The sequence below is a fragment of the Cyclobacterium qasimii M12-11B genome (assembly GCF_000427295.1).
In the GTDB taxonomy this organism is placed as follows: Bacteria; Bacteroidota; Bacteroidia; order Cytophagales; family Cyclobacteriaceae; genus Cyclobacterium; species Cyclobacterium qasimii.
On sequence record NZ_ATNM01000091.1, the window covers coordinates 120,240 to 139,402 of the forward strand.

A 19,163-nucleotide genomic window follows, 5' to 3' on the forward strand; every position below is an offset into this window, starting at 1 on the left:
TCATATCAGCCAAATTTTATAATTTCTACTACTCAAGAGAATAGAAAATTCAGGCCGATGACTGGCAATGCAAGCCATAATTCAGTTTAAAATAGTACTAATCCACTACTATGCGTCATAAAAAGGAAGACAAATGCTACTATTTCGCTAATTGTAGCATTTTCCTATTAAATTTATAAGATGCATCGCTTTTCAAAAAACACAAAGCCTTGGGTATTAGGTGGTTTTATACTGCTGAAATTTTTTATGCAGTATGTGCTTTTAAGCCCTACCTATGAATTACACAGGGATGAATTCCTCTACCTGGATCAAGGACATCATTTGGCATGGGGCTACATTTCCGTTCCTCCACTAACCTCATGGTTTTCTGCGGTCATCTATTTCCTTGGCAATGATGCGTTTTGGGTAAAATTCATACCTGCGATGTTTGGTGCATTGACAATCCTTGTGGTATGGAAAACTATTGAAGAACTCAAGGGAGATTTATTTGCTTTGGTCCTGGGCGCTACCTGTATTTTATTCTCCAGCCTTTTAAGCGTAAACATCCTATTCCAACCCAACTCATTCGACATTCTGAGTTGGACAGCATTTTCCTTTTTTCTCATTAAATATTTCAATTCTGAAAAATCAAAGTTTCTTTTTTTGGCAGCACTGATTTTCGCTTTAGGTTTTTTGAATAAGTACAATATTCTTTTCCTAATCATCGGTATTTTCCCAGCCATCCTACTGACTTCACAACGGAAAATGTTTTTGAAAAAAGAGTTTTATCTTGCCATTGCTCTGGGATTGTTTCTAATCAGCCCCAATCTTGTATGGCAATATGAAAATGATTTTCCTGTCGTTTGGCACATGACAGCCTTAGCAGAAAAGCATCTTGTCCACGTAGATAGGCTAGGATTTTTAAAAGCTCAAATTCGTTTTTTCGCAGGTTCATTAATTGTGATTTTTTCTGCCCTATATGCACTCTGTTTTCATCCTCCTTATCAGAAATTCAGGGCCTATTTTTGGTCCTTCTTTTTCACTCTTATCATTTTTGTTTCCCTAAGAGCAAAAGATTATTACGCCATAGGTCTTTACCCCATTTATATTGCTTTTGGGTCGGTTTACCTTTCAGGGATTTTAAAGAATGACTGGAAATATTATCTCAGGCCAGTACTTATTGTAATCCCTCTACTGATTTTTATTCCCTTTTATAAAATTTCATTCCCAAATCGAGCCCCTGAATACATCCTAAATCATGGCAGCAGCTATAAAGATTCGGGTATGCTTCGGTGGGAAGATGGTAAAGACCATACACTTCCACAGGACTTTGCCGACATGCTGGGCTGGAAAGAATTGGCCCAAAAAGTCGATGCCATTTACAGGGATTTGGAGCTAAAGGATCCTAACCAAACCCTGGTCCTATGTGACAACTACGGTCAGGCAGGCGCTATAAATTATTACAGCAATGCCTCCATCAAAGCCGTTTCTTTCCATGCAGATTATATCAATTGGTTTGTATTTGACCATCAATACAAGCACCTGATCAGGGTTTTATATTTTGATGAGAATAATGAAGAACTGAAAGAAACAGGCCGCTACTTTTTAAAGGGAGAAATATCGGATTCCATCACAAATCCATACGCTAGAGAATTCAAAACAATGATTTTCACTTTTAAAGAAACTAAAATTAATATTAACGAGCGGATTAAACATGAAATTGAAACTGTCAAAAAAAGTCAAAAATGAGACAGCAGTGGGATATCGATTGCCAACTTCAGGCATGAGCCAATATTGAATTAAAATTATAGGACACTGTAAATATTCAAGATTTCAGTCTATCTCAGAGGCAATATAAATACTTATTTAGGCCATATTGGGAAGGATCTGGTTTTTTGGAATTGTTCTAAACAAAGCATAACTATTGCTACAGTCAGTATCAAGACCAGCATTCAATTGGGGTTATAAATTCTTTTAATCCACATTCTCAAAAATTAGCTCCTTTTAAAATTAAGATACTCAGAAGCCAAAACTTTAGAGAAAAGCACAAAAATCGCAGGAATTGCACCATTTTTACCTTTAAGATTTAGTATTCTAAAAACAAGGATTTATATTTGTCGGGCTTATTGAGATCAAAAAATTTTTAATAGTCCTAATCAAGGCCTTTCACTAGTAAAACTGAAAATAATTCGGAAGATGAAATACAAACGAATACTCCTTAAGCTTAGCGGAGAAGCCCTGATGGGAGACAATAGCTATGGCATTGACTCCAAAAGACTCCAAGAATATGCTTCTCAAATAAAAAGCGTTCATGACATGGGCGTTGAAATTGCCATTGTAATCGGTGGGGGAAATATATTTAGAGGTGTTCAGGCTGGCAAGGTAGGCATAGACAGGGTACAAGGTGACTACATGGGCATGTTGGCGACACTGATCAATGCTATGGCCCTTCAGAGTTCTCTAGAGCAAAACGGCATTTTTACGCGTCTAATGTCTGGAATTAAAGTAGAAAGTGTCTGCGAACCATTTATTAGAAGAAGAGCAATCCGTCACCTGGAAAAAGGTAGAGTTGTGATTTTTGGTGCCGGTATTGGCAACCCTTACTTCACAACCGATTCCACAGCTAGCCTAAGGGCAATTGAGATTGAAGCAGAGGTAGTACTAAAAGGTACCCGAGTGGATGGTGTTTATACCGCAGATCCAGAAAAAGACCCCACTGCCACGAGATATACCAACATTACTTTTCAAGAGGTTTACGAAAAAAACCTGAATGTAATGGACATGACAGCATTTACCCTTTGTCAAGAAAACAACCTTCCAATAATTGTTTTTGACATGAACAAAACGGATAATCTATTGGACCTGATCAACGGCAAAGAAGTCGGAACTTTGATTACATCTAAATAACTTAACTCATGGAAGAGATCCAGCTATACTTAGACGAGGCAAAATCGCTAATGGATAAATCGATTCAGCATACTGTTGCTGAATTGGTAAAAATAAGGGCAGGAAAAGCAATGCCTAATTTTCTTGATGGAATAATGGTTTCTTATTACGGAAACCCTACACCACTTCAACAAGTAGCTTCAGTTACAACACCTGATGCAAGAACCCTGGCCATCAAACCATGGGAGCCAAAGTTAATCCCAGAAATAGAAAAAGCAATCATCAATTCAGATCTTGGCTTGAACCCTCAAAACAATGGAGAAATGGTTTTATTGACCATCCCACCACTAACAGAGGAAAGAAGAAAAGGACTGGTAAAGCAGGTTAAAAACGAGTGCGAAAATGGTAAAATAAGTATAAGAACCATTAGGAAAGACACCAACGATGCATTAAAAAAACTCCTCAAAGATGGTGCTGCAGAGGATGAAGTAAAAAGAGCAGAGGACATCGTTCAAAAAATGACGGACAACCACTCTATAAAAATTGATGAACTCTTCACTAAAAAAGAAGTAGAAATAATGAAAGTTTAACGCTTTCAACATCAAACAAATAATCAAGCCCTGCATTTAAAATGTCAGGGCTTTTTTTATACCTAATTGATTCTCGAAATGCCCGCAATGCGACCTATAGTGGTAGGTGAATAGTTAAAAGGGGTTTCATAAGGCACTAATACAACTATTGTCTTTTCAACCCAATCCTAATTTTTTAATACCGGCCACTCTTATATAAAGTGTAGTTAAATAATGAGCGCTAAGTAAGCGAAAAGCCATAAAAAAAATACTGACCATCGAGTATTTTGATATATCAAGAAAAAGTTTTCATTAGCCTGCAATGGTACTGATGATAGGATAAAAAGAAATAAAGAACAGACAGCCAAGAGCTGACCATTCTTTTCTGTTTTAAACCTTATGGCACAAATATAATCAAATAGAAGGAGATAAAAAACAAAGCCAATCACCCGCACAAAACACAACAAAACCTTGTTAACATTTGGCAATCCTTAAGATAACCTAGTAAAGAAGGCCCAACACAATTGCCCTAAGTCAAAATAAAGCCCAAGCACATATTAGTTAAGATGGACAGTCAATAGTGCCTCTCATTCAGTGAATGAAAATACTGATACAAAACCCCTGAAGACAACACCTATTTACCCTTCAAAGCCAAAATCTACCTTAGCCAACAACCAACACTTACTTTTATCATATTTTATCATAGAATATACATTTTCATTTTTAATATTATTTCAACGATACACTAACGATTCGAAACATATAATCGTGTTATTTTAACACTTTATTAGAATAAACGTACATCATTAACATTTCGTAATACCTTTTAAATCCACACCCTCCTTGCCCAATTGTTTATCTTAAAAATTACTATCAACTTTAAAGTGTCATATTAACCTTTCTTTAATAATTTTTAACCTAACTAAATAAAGAATGCAAAACTATTTACCCAAAATTAAATTGTTTTTGTTAGGCCTGGCATTGCTATTAGCAAGTAGCCTAACATTACATGCACAGTCCAAAGAAGTGACGGGAACTGTCATTTCCGGAGAGGATAACCTACCCTTACCGGGTGTCTCGGTACTGGTAAAAGGCACTGTAAGAGGTGCGGTATCTGATATAGATGGAAAATATAAAATCACATTACAACCATCTGATCAAACTATCATATTTTCTTTCGTAGGTTTCGAAAGTAAAGAGGTGACAATTAGTAACCAAAGCACCGTTGACATCACCTTAAACCCTGACATGCAATCACTAAGCGAAGTGATCGTGGTTGGATACGGGGAACAGAAGAAGGAAACCATTACAGGTTCCGTAGCTACTGTTAAAGGTGCTGATCTGGTAAAATCACCGGCCATGAACCTTTCAAATTCTATCGCAGGTAGAATGTCTGGTGTAATCGCCGTGAATAGAAGCGGTGAGCCAGGTTATGACGGTGCAGGTATTAGAATTCGTGGATCCAATACCCTTGGAAACAACGATGCTTTAATTGTAATTGATGGAATTCCCGCAAGAGCTGGCGGTATTGACCGATTAAACCCTAATGACATTGAAACCATCTCTGTATTAAAAGATGCATCTGCAGCCATTTATGGAGCAAGGGCCGCAAATGGTGTAATTCTGGTAACAACCAAAAGAGGTAAAGAAGGCAAGCCCGAACTTACCTATCAGTTTAACCAAGGATTTGCCCAACCTACTACTATACCTAAGTTGTCTGATGCCGCTCAGTATGGTGAAATGCTCAACGACCTGAACGTTTATGAGCTTCCTTCCAGCGAATGGAGATCTGCTACAGATGCCTATAGATCTACAGGTACTTACCTAACACAGGGAGGGCAGGAAAGAACTGCGCCATTTAGCCCTGAAGCATTGGCATTGCACCGATCAGGTACTGACCCTTGGAACTACCCTAATACTGATTGGTATGGTGAGACTTTAAAAACCTGGTCTCCACAGACAAGGCACAATTTGCAGTTGAATGGCGGTTCAGAAAGTTTAAGGTACATGGCTTCTTTGGGCTACCAAAATCAGGATGCCTATTACAAAAATTCAGCAACAGGATTCAAGCAATATGACATGCGAATCAACCTGGATGCAAAGATCAATGAATACATTGACCTTCAATTAGGCGTATTGGCAAGGCAAGAGTACCGCTTTTTCCCTACCAGAGGAGCAGGTGCTATTTTCAGAATGCAGATGAGGGGCAAGCCACATGAGCCTGCTTATTGGCCTGATGGCAGACCTGGTCCGGATATTGAAAATGGAGAAAACCCAGTGGTGATCACTACAAATGCTACTGGATACGACAGAGATACAAGAAATTATTTCCAAACCAATGGTGCTTTGAATATCAAAATACCAGGGGTTGAAGGATTGAAATTTCAGGGAACAGCCGCAATTGATAACCTCAGCAGATTCCAAAAAAGATGGGAAACGCCATGGATCCTATACCAAAAAGGCAATGGCTTTGAGGCAGATGGAGTAACACCTATACTTGTTCCCAGTCAAAGGGGACCAGCTGAACCAAGATTAAGGCAAGAAAACATCAACCAATTGAACATATTGCTAGGCGGTATTCTTACCTACGAAAAGCAAATTGGTGATCACAGTTTTAATGCCCTGGCAGGTGTCAATAAAGAAACTGTCGAAGGGGATGATTTCTTTGCCTACAGAAGATACTTTATCTCTCCAGCCATCGACCAGATGTTTGCAGGTGGAGATTCTGAAAAAGACAACGGTGGTGGGGCTTTTACCAGAGGTCGTCTCAATTATTTCGGAAGGGTTGCTTACAACTACCAGGAAAAATACCTTTTAGAATTTCTTTGGAGGTTTGATGGTTCTTATATCTTTCCTGAAGCTTCCAGATTTGGTTTTTTTCCAGGTGTAATGGCCGGTTGGGTGGTTTCAGAAGAAGATTTCTGGAAAAACAATATCTCTGCCATGGACTTCTTCAAAATCAGAGGATCCTGGGGACAAATGGGTAATGACCAAATATATTATGACGACGAACTTCAGGAATACCAGTTCCTGGCCACTTATGGTTTCAGAAGTCAGATATTGGAAAACACAGAAGCCAAAACTTTGTATGAAACCAGGGTTCCTAACAATGCAATTACCTGGGAAGTGGCGAACAATTCTAACATAGGAATAGAAGGTCAAATGTATCAAGGAAAAGTTTTCTTCGAATTTGATTACTTCTATAACAAGCGTACCAATATCCTTTGGAGAAAAAATGCATCTGTTCCTCAGTCAAGTGGGTTAGCTTCTTTGCTACCTGCTGAGAATATCGGAGAGGTAGAAAACAAGGGTTTTGACATCAATATTGGTTACAGGGGGCAAAAGGGAGACCTCTCCTACAGTGTCAGCGCAAATGGTGGCTATGCCAAGAACAACATTCTTTTCTGGGATGAGCCTCCTGGAGCACCCGCATGGCAACTGTCTACCGGAAAGCCTATGAATACTCCAGACCCAGTATACTTATACGACGGTGTATTCCCTAACCAGGCTGCTATAGATTCTGAAAACCTGGATTATTCAGACATTACCAATAATCTACGTCCTGGCGACATGAAGTTTAAAGATTACGATGGTGATGGTCATATCACGCCTCTGGATAGGGTCAGGCTTGATAAAAACAATATCCCAAGGTTTCAGGGTGGTGTCAATCTTAACGCCTCCTTCAGAAACTTTGACTTAGCGATACTGTTCCAGGGAGCTGCCGGTGCCATTGCACAGGTAAGTCTTGGAGAATCTGGAAACATTGGTAATTATCTTTTGGAATTTTACGAAAACAGGTGGACAGTCGACAATGAAAGCTCGGAATACCCTAGAATTGCCAACAGGAGTGACCAGTATTATTCCAATGGAAATGATTTTTGGTTCAGAAGTTCAGATTACATTAGGTTAAAAAACTTTGAAGTAGGCTATACTGTTCCCGAGCAATTTGGCGACAGGTTCGGCATAAGCAACCTAAGGTTCTATGCCAACGGGCTAAATCTCATCACCTGGGATAAACTAAAAGTCTATGATCCTGAATCTGATAACGCTACAGGACAATATTACCCACAAGCTAGGGTAATCAACGCTGGTTTGTCCGTAACATTCTAAATCTCAAAACCTTGAATATGATGAAAAATATAAAATATCTAGGGTTGGCATTAACGATCTCTTTTCTCAATTTCTCTTGTGATGAAGAGTTTTTAAATGCACCACCCCAAGGAGAAGTTTCTGAATCTGCCGTATGGACAGATGCAGGGCTCGCAGAAGCATTTGTGACTGACCTTTACATAGGTTTAGGTCAGGGTGGTTTTAGTGAGCAGGCTTTGGCCTCATTAACAGATGAAGCCATCTTTACCCACCCGGGCAGGAATATAACCACAATCACTGAAGCCAGGTCTAACCCACAAGAACCAGGATGGATGGACTATACCAGAAACTGGCCAGACTTGTACAGCAATTTGAGAGCAACCAATATAGCGATCGACAACCTGTCAACCCCACTATTTGACAATGATGGCGGAATAGCAGATCGTTTGTTAGGTGAAGCATCATTTATGCGTGCCTACTTTCACCATCAATTGTTAAGGAATTTCGGTGGTATACCAATTGCCGACAAGACCTTTACTCTAGACGAGGAAACCTACGAACTTCCGAGAAATACCTATGAAGAAGTAGTGGATTTTATAATCGCTGATTTAGATAAAGCGGCTACTTTATTGGCTGGAAAAGACCTCGTCAGAGGTAGAGCAAATGAAATTGCCGCCCTTGCCTTGAAGTCAAGGGTACTGATTTACGCAGCCTCTGACTTGCATGACATGTCTACAGCCTCCTCAAAATCGCCTGTGATTTCAAGTTACCAAAACAAGGAACTCATTGGTTATTCCAGTGGCAGCCAAACAGAACGATACCAGGCTGCTGCTGCAGCAGCCAAAGCCGTTCTTGACAAGGCAAGTGGAAATATGCTGGACCTATCGGCACCTTTATCTCCTGAGGAAGCTATTCAAACTTATATGAATAACTCACTTTCGAGAAATGGTGGAGAGAAAGAAATGATATTCGGAAGGTACTTCTTGGCCCAAAAGCCAGAAACCGGCGGACGTCATGGCCTTCACAATGGCCCAAATGGATACAATAACTGGGCAGGAAACACCCCTGTACAACTTCTCATCGATGATTATCAAATGATGGATGGCTCAGATTTTGATTGGGACGATGAGGAACATGCAAGTGCTCCTTATGAGGACCGTGAGCCAAGATTTTATGCAACTTTCCTTTATGAAGGTGCTCCATGGAAACCACGTTCCTCAGCAAATCAAGCAAGGGATCCATTAGGTCAAATCCAAACAGGAACTTATGAAGTACTCAATGGTGAAGGCCAAAAAGTAACTCATTTTGGTCTTGACACCAGAAATAGCCCTATTGAGGATTGGAATGGCAGTTACACCGGCTATTATATCCGGAAATTTGTAGAGCCAGATCCGAACTTCGTAGATCAGAACACCTGGCAGGAAATTCCCTGGCCAAATATTCGGTTTACCGAAGCTGTCTTTAATTACGCGGAAGCGAATATTGGCTTAGGCAATGATGAGGAAGCCAGAACCTATTTAAACAAAATCAGATTTAGAGCAGGTCTTCCAGCCGTGACTGCCTCAGGTGAGGAATTAATGGAAGTCCTTATCAATGAGAAGCGCAAGGAGATGGTCAATGAGGAGCAACGGTATTATGATGCGAGGCGTTGGATGATTGCTCCAGATACTTTTGGAAGACAGGCCAATGGAATCAATATCGTGGGAACGCTAAAATCAGGCAAGGACGTAACTATCTACAGTTACAATACTGAAAATTACGATTATTCCTATGAGGTAATCAACATTGATCCTGGCAAGGAAAATCGACTCTGGCTTGACAAAATGTATTTTATGCCAATCAATTTTGATGAAATGCAGCGAAACAGAGAACTCATTCAAAATCCAGGTTACGAAGATTAATCTAATTTCTGTAGACAATAAAAAAGAGCGATCAATTGATCGCTCTTTTTTGATTTATAGAAAGGCAAAGAATGTCTTCCCAAATAAGTTGCAGACCTGCTACTTGGGAATGAAGCAAATCCAAAACAAAGTTACGATTCAATTATTATCCTCTCATGATTAATAAGGGCATCAAAAGTCCTCTCCACTCAAAAGAACAAGGATTTAGGCTTTAATCATTAAATCTTTATCTGTAGGATAAGCCTTCTCTTTATAAGGAGAAGCTGTCAAAACTCATTATATTAGCATTACTATTGAATCATTCCTATGTCCAATATTCTACGCAATAAAATACTGTTTACTTTCGCCCTGTTGGCATTGATTGGCTGTCAAAAGGAATCGATTGAAACAAATGAATTAAAGCAATTTACACTTTTAAACCCTCAGGAAAGTGGGGTAATGTTTGAAAATACGCTTACAGAGGGATTGAATACTAACATACTCATGTATGAATATTTTTATAATGGCGGAGGAGTAGCTGTTGGAGACCTTAATGGAGATGGTTTTGAGGACCTGTATTTTTCTGGCAATATGGTTGAAAACCGCCTTTACCTCAACAAAGGAAACATGCAATTTGAGGACATCACCGCTCAGGCAGGTGTGGCCACCAAAGCTGCTCCATGGAAAACAGGAACGTCCATGGCTGATGTAAATGGAGATGGCCTTTTGGATATCTATGTATGCTACTCAGGAAATTTACCTCCTGGTAAAAGAAAAAACCAACTCTTTATCAATCAGGGAAACTCGGAGAATAACCTCCCAACTTTTATAGAGATGGCTGGTCATTATGGTGTAGACAGTGAGGCTACCAGTACACAGGCAAGTTTCTTTGACTATGACAATGATGGGGATCTGGATCTTTTTCTACTCAACCACAATCCAAAATCAATCCCCATATTGGATGAAGCCAATACAAAGGAAATTTTGAAAATGACAGACCCAGCCGGGCCTCAATTATTCAGGAATGATGGGGAAACTTTTACAGAAGTTACTGAAAAAGCTGGGATCTTAAAGGTGGCTTTATCCTATGGCCTGGGAGCAGGAATAGCAGACACCAATGGCGATGGTTGGCTGGACATATATATTAGCAATGACTATACAGTTCCTGACTATCTGTATCTCAATAATGGTGATGGGACCTTCACAAATAACATTAACAATGCTTTGGGGCATATTTCGCACTTTTCAATGGGAAATGATATTGCAGACATAAACAACGATGGACACGCGGACATTTTCACTTTGGACATGCTACCGGAAGACAATAAAAGACAAAAGCTTCTAATGGCTCCAGACAACTACGAGAAGTTTGAATTCGGCCTGAAAATGGGTTTTCATCACCAATACATGCGCAACATGTTGCACATTAACAATGGCAATGGGGATTTTAGTGAGGTTGGACAGATGGCGGGAATTTCAAATACAGACTGGAGCTGGTCTGCCTTGTTTGCAGATTTTGACAATGATGGGTTAAAAGATTTGTTCGTCACCAATGGTTATGCCCGGGATTACACCAATCAGGATTTCCTGAAATACATGGCAGATTACTTAAAAAACAATAAAAACGGACTTAGAAGAGACAACGTCCTGGAATTGGTTCATCAAATGCCCTCCTCAAATCTCCATAACTACATCTATAAAAATCTTAACGGATATAAATTTGAGAATAAAGTGGAATCCTGGGGCTTAGATCAAAAAGTAAACACCAATGGTGCAGCATACGCTGATCTGGACAACGATGGGGACATGGACCTGATAACAAATAATATCAATCAACCCGCCTCTATTTATAGAAACAACGCAGATAGTCTCTCCAGTGAGAATTACTTAAAGGTAAACTTAAAAGGCGCGCATAAAAACAGCTTTGGGATAGGTGCAAGAATACGTATTTATTCAAACGGAAAATTGCAACAGCAGGAGCAAATGCCAGTCAGAGGGTACCAATCCTCTGTAAGTCCAATCCTACATTTTGGTTTGGGAACAGCTACCAGTATAGATTCTTTAGAAATTTTATGGCCAGGCGGTCAAGTGGAACGTCTACGAGACATTAAGGCAAACCAAACCCTCACCCTTGCTCAGCAAAATGCGGATGAGAAATTATATAAACAGGAAAAGACACTAACCTTGTTAGCTAAAATCCCTTCCCCAATTGATTATAAGCCCATCTCGAAATCAATCAATGATTTCAAAAGGCAGCCACTTTTGGTAAACCCAATATCTTTTTCGGGACCGGTAATGGTTAAAGCTGATATCAATAACGATGGGTTGGAGGATATTTTTATAGGAGGACAAGCTGGCGAATCGGGCCTTTTATGGATGCAAGTTCAAAAAGGTGTTTTCAAAGAAAGAAAACACCAGCCTTTGAAACTGACCGAGACCACCAGGACACCGATGCAGTGTGGGCTGATTTTAATGGAGATGGAACCATTGATTTATACGTCGCTAGTGGAGGCTATGGCGATTTCCTTCCCACAGACGAGCGACTACAAGACAGGTTGTATTTAAATGACGGAAAGGGAAATTTAAGCCGAATTGATCATTCCCTTCCAACGATGCTTACCAGTACCGGAGCAGTCGCAGCTAATGACGTCAACAAAGATGGATTTCCTGATCTTTTTGTTGGGAGCAGGGTGATTCCAGGCCGCTACCCTGAAATCCCGAAAAGTTACCTCCTTATAAACAATGGTGAAGGGCTTTTTCGGGATGAAACGGAACTATGGTGTAAGGACCTTAGCACTCTTGGTCTGATTACAGATGCGGAATGGGTAGACTTGAATGGAAATGGCAATGTTGAACTGATTGTAACTGGAGAATGGTTGCCACTCACCGTATTTGAAAATGACGGGCAAAACCTCCACAATGCCAGCTCAGACTATTTCCAACATGAATACAATGGATGGTGGAACAGCCTCCACATCTCAGACGTGGATTCAGACGGTAGGCCAGATATTATTGTCGGCAACCAAGGCTTGAACAGCCAGGTGAAAGTTAGTACCGACGAACCTGCGGAAATGCATTATAAAGATTTCGACAATAACGGAGCAGTAGACCCCATTTTGAGTTTTTACATTCAGGGAAAATCTCACCCTTTCCTTACCCGAGACGAGCTTCTTGATCAAATATCCATGATGCGTACCCGGTTTACGGATTATGAAACCTATGCTGAAGCTGGGTTAGAAAATATTTTCAGTAAAGAGGAATTGGAAAACGCAGGGTATTTCAAAGCAACTTTATTAGAAACAAGCCTTTTTCTTAACAAGAAAGAAGGATTTCAAAAAACTACCCTACCTTCGGAAGCTCAAATATCTCCGGTATTTGCGATTGAAAGTCTGGACATAAACAAAGATGGTCATTTGGATTTGATCCTAACAGGGAATATTTCCAATGCCCGACTCCGCTTTGGTAAATTTGATGCAAACCATGGACTTGTGTTCTTAGGGGATGGCAAAGGTGATTTTGAATACCTCCCTCAACGTTTTTCAGGATTGAATTTAAAAGGAGATGTTCGAAGTATTTTAGCAATTGATGACCTACTCCTATTTGGCATTAATCAAAAAATGATAAAAGCTTACCAAGCGGGGCAAAATTAAATACACAGCCAATGAATACTTTAAAGATAAATCTTAAAAAGCCATTTGGGACTGTTTATTTTGTTTTTGTCCTAACAACTTTGCTGCTGATAAATTCCTGTCAGGCACCATTACCCAAGCAGGAAATCCCTGCCAAAAGCATAGAATGGGTCACTGAGAAAATGACTGAGTTGATGGTTCACGACATCACCAATCCACCTTTGGCCGGCAGGTTTTATGGCTATGCTTGTCTTTCAGGCTATGAAACCATTGCCAGTATGAATAAAGATTACCCCTCATTTACTGGGTTTTTAAACGAATTCCCCTCAGTATCAATCCCTGAAAATGAAAGCCCATCCATTGAAATAAGCGCGCTATTTGCCATGCTTCAAACGGCAGCCGCGATGCAACCTTCCGGCTCTCAGCTCAAGTCATTAAGACAATCCTTCTCTGATTCCTGTAAAACATGGGGCTATTCAGAAGAAGAAATTTCTGCTGCAGAGCAATACGCTACAAAAATAAGTGGACAAATATTAAATTATGCGCAGAAGGACAAATACCGTGACATTAGCAATTATCCCAGGTACCAACCTTCCGAAGGAGAAGGGAATTGGTACCCTACACCACCTGGGTATTTTGCGCCAGTAGAACCTTATTTCAATACGGTCAGGCCATTTACCTTAAAAACTGCCGACCAATTCCAACCTTTACCACCGGTGGCCTTTTCAACAGACCCTAACTCAGAATTTTACAGTTTAATGCAGGAAGTTTACTCCCTGGAAATGAACAAAGAACAACGTGAAATCGCTGGATTTTGGGATTGTAACCCATTTGCGCTAGAGGAAACGGGACACCTTATGGTAGGGATCAAACAGATCTCCCCTGGAGGGCACTGGATGGGCATTACTGCAATTGCCTGCCAGCAATCAAACCTGGACTTTTATGAAACTTTAAAAATCAATTCTTTGGTAGCCATCGGTTTAATGGATGGGTTTATCAGCTGTTGGGATGAAAAATACAGAAGCGACAGGATAAGGCCTGAAACAGCCATCCGCAAGTACATAGACCCAAACTATCAACCCATGCTTCAAACACCTCCTTTTCCTGAATACCTCAGTGGACACTCGACCATATCTACCACTTCAGCAGTCATTCTCACCTACTTTTTTGGTGACAATTACAAATACACAGATACTGTAGAGGAACAATATGGTTTGGGCAGTAGAAGTTATACTTCTTTTATGCATGCGTCTGAAGAGGCAAGCATCTCCAGATTATATGGTGGTATACATTATATGGATGCCATTACCAGAGGACAGGATCAGGGCAAAGAAGTTGGAAATTGGATTATTGAAAATTATCAAAAGCACCTGAGCCACTCAAGTCGATATTAAAAAGCGCTTAAAATATTATTTTTATATCTTTACAATTATGACATCAAGAAATTTACAATATCATTTCAAATCTTATCTATTTGGGCTTATTCTACTTTTCATAATGAGTTCTTGTGGTAAAAGTGACTCTTACAAAAAGCTTTTGGCTGAAAAATATTACCTGGTAGCGGCCAATGAAAAATTGACAGAAACCATGGTTCACGACATATTTTCTCCTCCAGTTGCGAGTAGAATTTATGCTTACCCTTCCATAGCAGCTTATGAGGTAGCTGTACTTGCCGCTCCGGATGAATTTTATTCCCTGATGGGACAATTGAATGAATCCAGTGCCCTTTCGATAAATGCTGCTGATTATGAGCAGGCCAATTTTCAATTGGCAAGTCTTGCTGCTTATTATAAAGTGGCGATACAGTTAATATTTACTGAACAATTTCTGATAGAGGATAGAGAAGCTTTATTTGAGGAAATTAAAAATGCAGGAATGCCTGAAGAGGAATTTCAAGCCTCCCTAGCCCTGGGAGAAGCAGTAGCAGATGAAATATTAGCTTATGCTTCTGAAGACAATTACCACCAAAGCAGGTCCTTCGGTAAATACACTGTTAAAAATGACTTAGGAAGTTGGAAGCCTACCCCTCCTGCTTATATTGAAAGCATAGAGCCCCACTGGAATAAAATAAGGCCCTTTTTCTTGGATTCAGCCAGCCAGTTTGCCCCTGTGGCTCCACCTCCATTTGACACTATTCCTGAAAGCACTTTTTTTTCAAGATGCCATGGCTGTCATGGATGCAGGAAATAATATGGAGGGAGAACAAGAAGAAATAGCCTTCTTTTGGGACTGCAACCCTTATAAAATGAATGTTAAAGGGCATGTAATGTTCGCAGAAAAGAAAATCACTCCCGGAGGACATTGGATGGGCATTGCTGGCATTGCGGTAAAAAACAAAGGCATGGAATGGAAAGCTACCGCCGAAACCCTAGCTACTACCTCTATCTACCTATTTGACGGCTTTATTTCCTGCTGGGATGAAAAATACCGCAGTGCATTGATAAGACCAGAAACCTATATCAATTTATACATGGATGAAAATTGGTTACCATTGTTACAAACACCACCTTTTCCTGAGTATACAAGTGGACACAGTGTAGTATCTACCGCTGCTGCAGAGGCTTTGACGAAATTACTTGGTGAACCCTTCCATTTCATTGATTCTACAGAGGTTAAATATGGGTTAGGTGTCAGGGAATTTGATTCTTTCCGTATTGCTTCAACGGAAGCTGCCATTAGCCGCTTTTTTGGAGGTATCCATTACCTTCCGGCCATTGATAACGGCGTTGAACAAGGAAAGGAAATTGCCCAGATGATCAATCAAAAAATAAAGACCCGAAAAGAATAATTACAATTGAGCTAATCAATAGTCCTTCTGTTTCGTCAGGAAATAGAAGGACTATTGGCTTGATTTTTAAAGATTAAATAAAGAATTTTTTATCCCGAATATAATCCATTACATGTGGATGTAGCAAATATTTCACCGAGCCTCCTTTACTTATCGTTTTACGAATGAAAGTTGCAGAGATGTCAAGTAAAGGCGCCTCCACAAAATGAATGTTTTTATGTTTCAGGTCTTTGCTTTTCCCTGGCCTGGGATAGACATATATTTTGTATTGATTTAATAACTCCTCACTGTTTTTCCATTTGTGAAAATGATTCAGGTTATCACCTCCTAGGATAAGGGAAAAATCATGGGTTGGGTATTGTTCAGAAAGATAGGTGAGCGTATCGATTGTATAGCTGGGTCTGGGCATGTGAAATTCCGTGTCCTTCACTTTGAATTTAAAATGATCGGCTGTGGCAAGTTCCACCATTTTGAGCCTATCAAATTCATGTAACAAAGACTTGCTTGATTTTAACGGATTTTGAGGCGACACAATAAACCAAACCTCATCCAGATCAGTTTGATCCTGCATCGTATCAGCAATGATCAAATGCCCTATGTGGATTGGGTTAAATGACCCAAAAAAAAGTCCTACTTTCAAAATAATTATTTATTTATAAAATCTTTGACCAATGCTTCAGCTTCTTTTAAGGAACGATTCAGGTCTTCATTGACAAGGACAACATCAAATTGCTTTTCGAAACCCATTTCAAATTTCGCTTTATAAATCCTTCTTGAAAGGCTTTCTTCAGATTCTGTACCTCTGTCCCGCAACCTTTGAGCCAAATCCTCCATTGAAGGGACTTTTACAAAAACAGCTAGTGCTTTGTCTCCAAAATATTTTTTAAGATTGATACCTCCTTTTACATCTACGTCGAAAATGACATGCCTTCCTTCAGCCCAAATCCTTTCAATTTCTTCTTTTAGCGTACCATAAAAGTTACCTGCATATACTTCTTCCCATTCGATAAAGGCATCCTGATTGATTTTTTCACGAAATTCTTCAGGTGACAAAAAATAATAATCTTTACCATTTTGTTCCTCTCTGCCTCGCTTGTCTCTGGTACATGCAGAGATGGAGAAACCTAGAAGTGGTTCATATTCTAAAAGATGCTTGACAATAGTAGTTTTACCAGATCCGGATGGAGCTGAAAATATTATGACTTTTCCTTGAGGCATAAATTTTATTTTAATTCCTGAATTTTTTGCCTGATAGTGGCTGCCAATTCGGAGGGTACCATGTGCTTGGTACATTTATTTTGCAAAATCTCTTTGATCACTTTTTCCAAGTGGTAATGCTCAAAACATGGTTGACATTTTGCTAACTTTTCGTTAAGCATCTCCTTTGAATCAACCGCTCCCTCTCCATCCAAAATGCTTTCTAATAGTTCAAAGCATTTGTTTTCATCGCTACAGTTTTGCTTTCTTTCGCTGGATGTGTTTAGATTCTTGTCCATTTTAAGTATTTTCGATGCTATTTTTATTCTTCCTCAGTATCATAACCCATATTTTCAGCATAGGAACGAAGTTTATCCTTTAAAAGGTTCCTTGCTCGATGAAGTCTAGACCTTACAGTTCCAATTGGGATGTCCAAAATCTTTGCCATCTCTTCGTAAGTAAACCCTTCAAGGTCGCAAAGAATGATTACTGTCCTAAAATCAACAGCAAGACTATTCAGTGCATTTGAGATCTCATCTCCCAACATATCCTTGACCGCATCCACTCTTAAATCAGAGGTCATACTATAGTCAACATTATCAGAGTTATAATAAGTTTCCACCTCCTGGTAATCTACCTTGGCGGGTTGCTTACTCTTCTTCCGATATTCATTGATAAAGCTATTTTTCAGTATCCTGAATAACCAGGCTTTGGCATTCGTTCCTTTCTCAAAAGAATTAATAAACCTGTATGCCTTAAGATAGGTATCCTGTACCAAATCCTTGGCATCATCCTCATCAAAAGTCAACCTGTACGCAAAATTGTACATAGAGTCTATATGAGGCATGAATTCATGATCAAAAATGTTATTTTTATCTTTATCAGAATATTTTTTTCTTTGTACTTCGGACATAGACCATAAAATTACTAATTGGGTTTATTTATAACTAATTTTCCTCAAGAAAGTCGCTATAATTTCATTCTTTTGACCCAAGATAAATTCTTATTAAATCTCGCAGATAGTAATATGCTCTTATTTCGGCTGTTTTCCAAACTACCTCTGGAAGTATTGTTTATTTTTTCGGACCTATTTTATCTATTGGCCTACTATGTCTTGGGCTATAGAAAAAAAATAGTCCTTAGTAATATTAAACATGCTTTCCCTGAAAAAAATGATGTAGAAGTTCGTGCCATTGCTCGAAAATTCTACCGAAACTTCACTGATTCAATGGCCGAAACCATCAAGCTACTGACGATGAGTGAGAAGGAACTCCTGCGCCGATTCGTTACCAAAAACTCAAATTTGGTCTTTGACAATGTGGCCAATGGCGAGATAGTAATTGGCATGTGTGGTCATTTTTTCAACTGGGAAGGTCATTTGGTGGCAGCCTCCTCACAGGTTTCGGATAAATGTGAAACCATCTACACAAAATTAAGTCAGCCCTTTTTTGAAAAACTAATGAAATCCATCCGTTGCAGATTTGGCGCCATACTTACGGAAAGGAAATCCTTTCAACGAACCTTTTTGAGAAATAGAAATCAACCTCGACTAATCGTATTAGCTGCAGACCAAAGACCAAATCTTGCCGACATCAGGTATTGGGCCCCATTTATGAATCGAGAGACAGCTTTTTTTGAGGGAGGAGAGAAATTGGCGAAAAAATTCAACACCAAGGTTATTTATGCACATACCAGTAAACCTAAGAGAGGACATTATGTATTTGAGTACCAAACAATCGCCCAGCCTCCTTATACAGACGATTTAGCACATTCCATTACCGATAAATTTATAGCGCTTTTAGAAAACAACATAAAAGATTCTCCCTCTCTTTACCTTTGGTCCCACAATAGGTGGAAACAGAAAAAACCTAAAGATTAACCCTGAAAGAGGCAATAGCCATTCTAATTCATTCTGGGCAACTTTCTGAAAAAATCGGGACAGCCTATGAATAATTCTTTTGCATAAAAGGGGTTAAATTTAAACCACTTCTTTCATTTGGTTTAATATTATCTACGACACTTTTTTTCTGACAGACACATTCTAGCTTTGTTTTTGCAAGCATGGAATTTGGACATTAATACCCAATTCATTCAACAATAACTATTGGCAATTTCAGGGATGGGTTTGGATTAGAATAAACGGCCT

Annotated in this window: 13 protein-coding genes and 1 pseudogene; 10 read left to right on the plus strand and 4 right to left on the minus strand. The window is 39.4% G+C overall.

Annotation, left to right across the window (positions count from 1 at the left end; genetic code table 11):
• Positions 1-180 precede the first annotated feature (180 nt).
• The 9 genes and pseudogenes from ADICYQ_RS09340 to ADICYQ_RS29645 all read left to right on the plus strand — a co-directional run bounded on the left by ADICYQ_RS09340 (position 181) and on the right by ADICYQ_RS29645 (position 15,820).
• Positions 181-1,728, plus strand: coding sequence for a glycosyltransferase family 39 protein (locus ADICYQ_RS09340; RefSeq protein WP_020888663.1), 1,548 nt, complete (start codon positions 181-183; stop codon positions 1,726-1,728).
• 447 nt (positions 1,729-2,175) lie between these two features.
• Positions 2,176-2,886 (plus strand): UMP kinase, encoded by a 711-nt coding sequence (gene pyrH / locus ADICYQ_RS09345; RefSeq protein ID WP_020888664.1) that lies wholly within the window; start codon positions 2,176-2,178, stop codon positions 2,884-2,886.
• 8 nt (positions 2,887-2,894) lie between these two features.
• On the plus strand, positions 2,895-3,455 hold the full coding sequence (frr, locus tag ADICYQ_RS09350; RefSeq protein ID WP_020888665.1) for a ribosome recycling factor: 561 nt from the start codon (positions 2,895-2,897) through the stop codon (positions 3,453-3,455).
• 912 nt (positions 3,456-4,367) lie between these two features.
• Positions 4,368-7,544, plus strand: a complete 3,177-nt coding sequence (locus ADICYQ_RS09355; protein WP_040415396.1) for a SusC/RagA family TonB-linked outer membrane protein — start codon at positions 4,368-4,370, stop codon at positions 7,542-7,544.
• Between the two features lie 20 nt (positions 7,545-7,564).
• Positions 7,565-9,424, plus strand: a complete 1,860-nt coding sequence (locus tag ADICYQ_RS09360) for a RagB/SusD family nutrient uptake outer membrane protein (RefSeq protein WP_040415487.1) — start codon at positions 7,565-7,567, stop codon at positions 9,422-9,424.
• Between the two features lie 306 nt (positions 9,425-9,730).
• Positions 9,731-13,053 (plus strand): annotated as a pseudogene (locus ADICYQ_RS09365) (VCBS repeat-containing protein).
• Positions 13,054-13,064: 11 nt separating this feature from the next.
• On the plus strand, positions 13,065-14,426 hold the full coding sequence (locus tag ADICYQ_RS09370; RefSeq protein WP_020888670.1) for a vanadium-dependent haloperoxidase: 1,362 nt from the start codon (positions 13,065-13,067) through the stop codon (positions 14,424-14,426).
• Between the two features lie 37 nt (positions 14,427-14,463).
• Positions 14,464-15,222 (plus strand): hypothetical protein, encoded by a 759-nt coding sequence (locus tag ADICYQ_RS29640; RefSeq protein WP_316929286.1) that lies wholly within the window; start codon positions 14,464-14,466, stop codon positions 15,220-15,222.
• Complete coding sequence (locus ADICYQ_RS29645; RefSeq protein ID WP_316929287.1) at positions 15,206-15,820, plus strand: vanadium-dependent haloperoxidase; 615 nt, start codon at positions 15,206-15,208, stop codon at positions 15,818-15,820. The genes ADICYQ_RS29640 and ADICYQ_RS29645 overlap by 17 nt, the downstream gene beginning before the upstream one ends.
• Positions 15,821-15,893: 73 nt before the next feature.
• On the opposite strand, the gene nadD is transcribed toward ADICYQ_RS29645, so the two are convergent.
• From nadD to ADICYQ_RS09395, 4 genes are read right to left on the minus strand one after another with little or no spacing between them, the layout of a single operon-like run.
• On the minus strand, positions 15,894-16,460 hold the full coding sequence (gene nadD / locus ADICYQ_RS09380; RefSeq protein ID WP_040415398.1) for a nicotinate (nicotinamide) nucleotide adenylyltransferase: 567 nt from the start codon (positions 16,458-16,460) through the stop codon (positions 15,894-15,896).
• A gap of 5 nt (positions 16,461-16,465) precedes the next feature.
• On the minus strand, positions 16,466-17,038 hold the full coding sequence (gene gmk / locus ADICYQ_RS09385) for a guanylate kinase (RefSeq protein ID WP_020888674.1): 573 nt from the start codon (positions 17,036-17,038) through the stop codon (positions 16,466-16,468).
• Between the two features lie 5 nt (positions 17,039-17,043).
• A complete protein-coding gene (locus ADICYQ_RS09390) occupies positions 17,044-17,316 on the minus strand; it encodes an anti-sigma factor (protein ID WP_040415401.1) in 273 nt (90 codons plus the stop codon).
• 23 nt (positions 17,317-17,339) lie between these two features.
• Positions 17,340-17,930 (minus strand): sigma-70 family RNA polymerase sigma factor, encoded by a 591-nt coding sequence (locus ADICYQ_RS09395; RefSeq protein ID WP_020888676.1) that lies wholly within the window; start codon positions 17,928-17,930, stop codon positions 17,340-17,342.
• A 72-nt stretch (positions 17,931-18,002) separates the two neighbouring features.
• Here ADICYQ_RS09395 and ADICYQ_RS09400 point away from each other — a divergent pair, with 72 nt between their 5' ends.
• The gene (locus ADICYQ_RS09400) at positions 18,003-18,896 is read left to right on the plus strand and encodes a lysophospholipid acyltransferase family protein (protein ID WP_316929288.1); all 894 of its coding nucleotides are present in this window, start codon (positions 18,003-18,005) and stop codon (positions 18,894-18,896) included.
• Positions 18,897-19,163: the final 267 nt, after the last annotated feature.

Excerpts from the sequence above, each read along its gene's own strand:
- ADICYQ_RS09340 (WP_020888663.1), top strand. The coding sequence starts at position 181 with ATGCATCGCTTTTCAAAAAACACAAAGCCTTGGGTATTAGGTGGTTTT.
- pyrH (WP_020888664.1), top strand. The coding sequence starts at position 2,176 with ATGAAATACAAACGAATACTCCTTAAGCTTAGCGGAGAAGCCCTGATG.
- frr (WP_020888665.1), top strand. The coding sequence starts at position 2,895 with ATGGAAGAGATCCAGCTATACTTAGACGAGGCAAAATCGCTAATGGAT.
- ADICYQ_RS09355 (WP_040415396.1), top strand. The coding sequence starts at position 4,368 with ATGCAAAACTATTTACCCAAAATTAAATTGTTTTTGTTAGGCCTGGCA.
- ADICYQ_RS09360 (WP_040415487.1), top strand. The coding sequence starts at position 7,565 with ATGAAAAATATAAAATATCTAGGGTTGGCATTAACGATCTCTTTTCTC.
- ADICYQ_RS09370 (WP_020888670.1), top strand. The coding sequence starts at position 13,065 with ATGAATACTTTAAAGATAAATCTTAAAAAGCCATTTGGGACTGTTTAT.
- ADICYQ_RS29640 (WP_316929286.1), top strand. The coding sequence starts at position 14,464 with ATGACATCAAGAAATTTACAATATCATTTCAAATCTTATCTATTTGGG.
- ADICYQ_RS29645 (WP_316929287.1), top strand. The coding sequence starts at position 15,206 with ATGGATGCAGGAAATAATATGGAGGGAGAACAAGAAGAAATAGCCTTC.
- gmk (WP_020888674.1), bottom strand. The coding sequence starts at position 17,038 with ATGCCTCAAGGAAAAGTCATAATATTTTCAGCTCCATCCGGATCTGGT.
- ADICYQ_RS09390 (WP_040415401.1), bottom strand. The coding sequence starts at position 17,316 with ATGGACAAGAATCTAAACACATCCAGCGAAAGAAAGCAAAACTGTAGC.
- ADICYQ_RS09395 (WP_020888676.1), bottom strand. The coding sequence starts at position 17,930 with ATGTCCGAAGTACAAAGAAAAAAATATTCTGATAAAGATAAAAATAAC.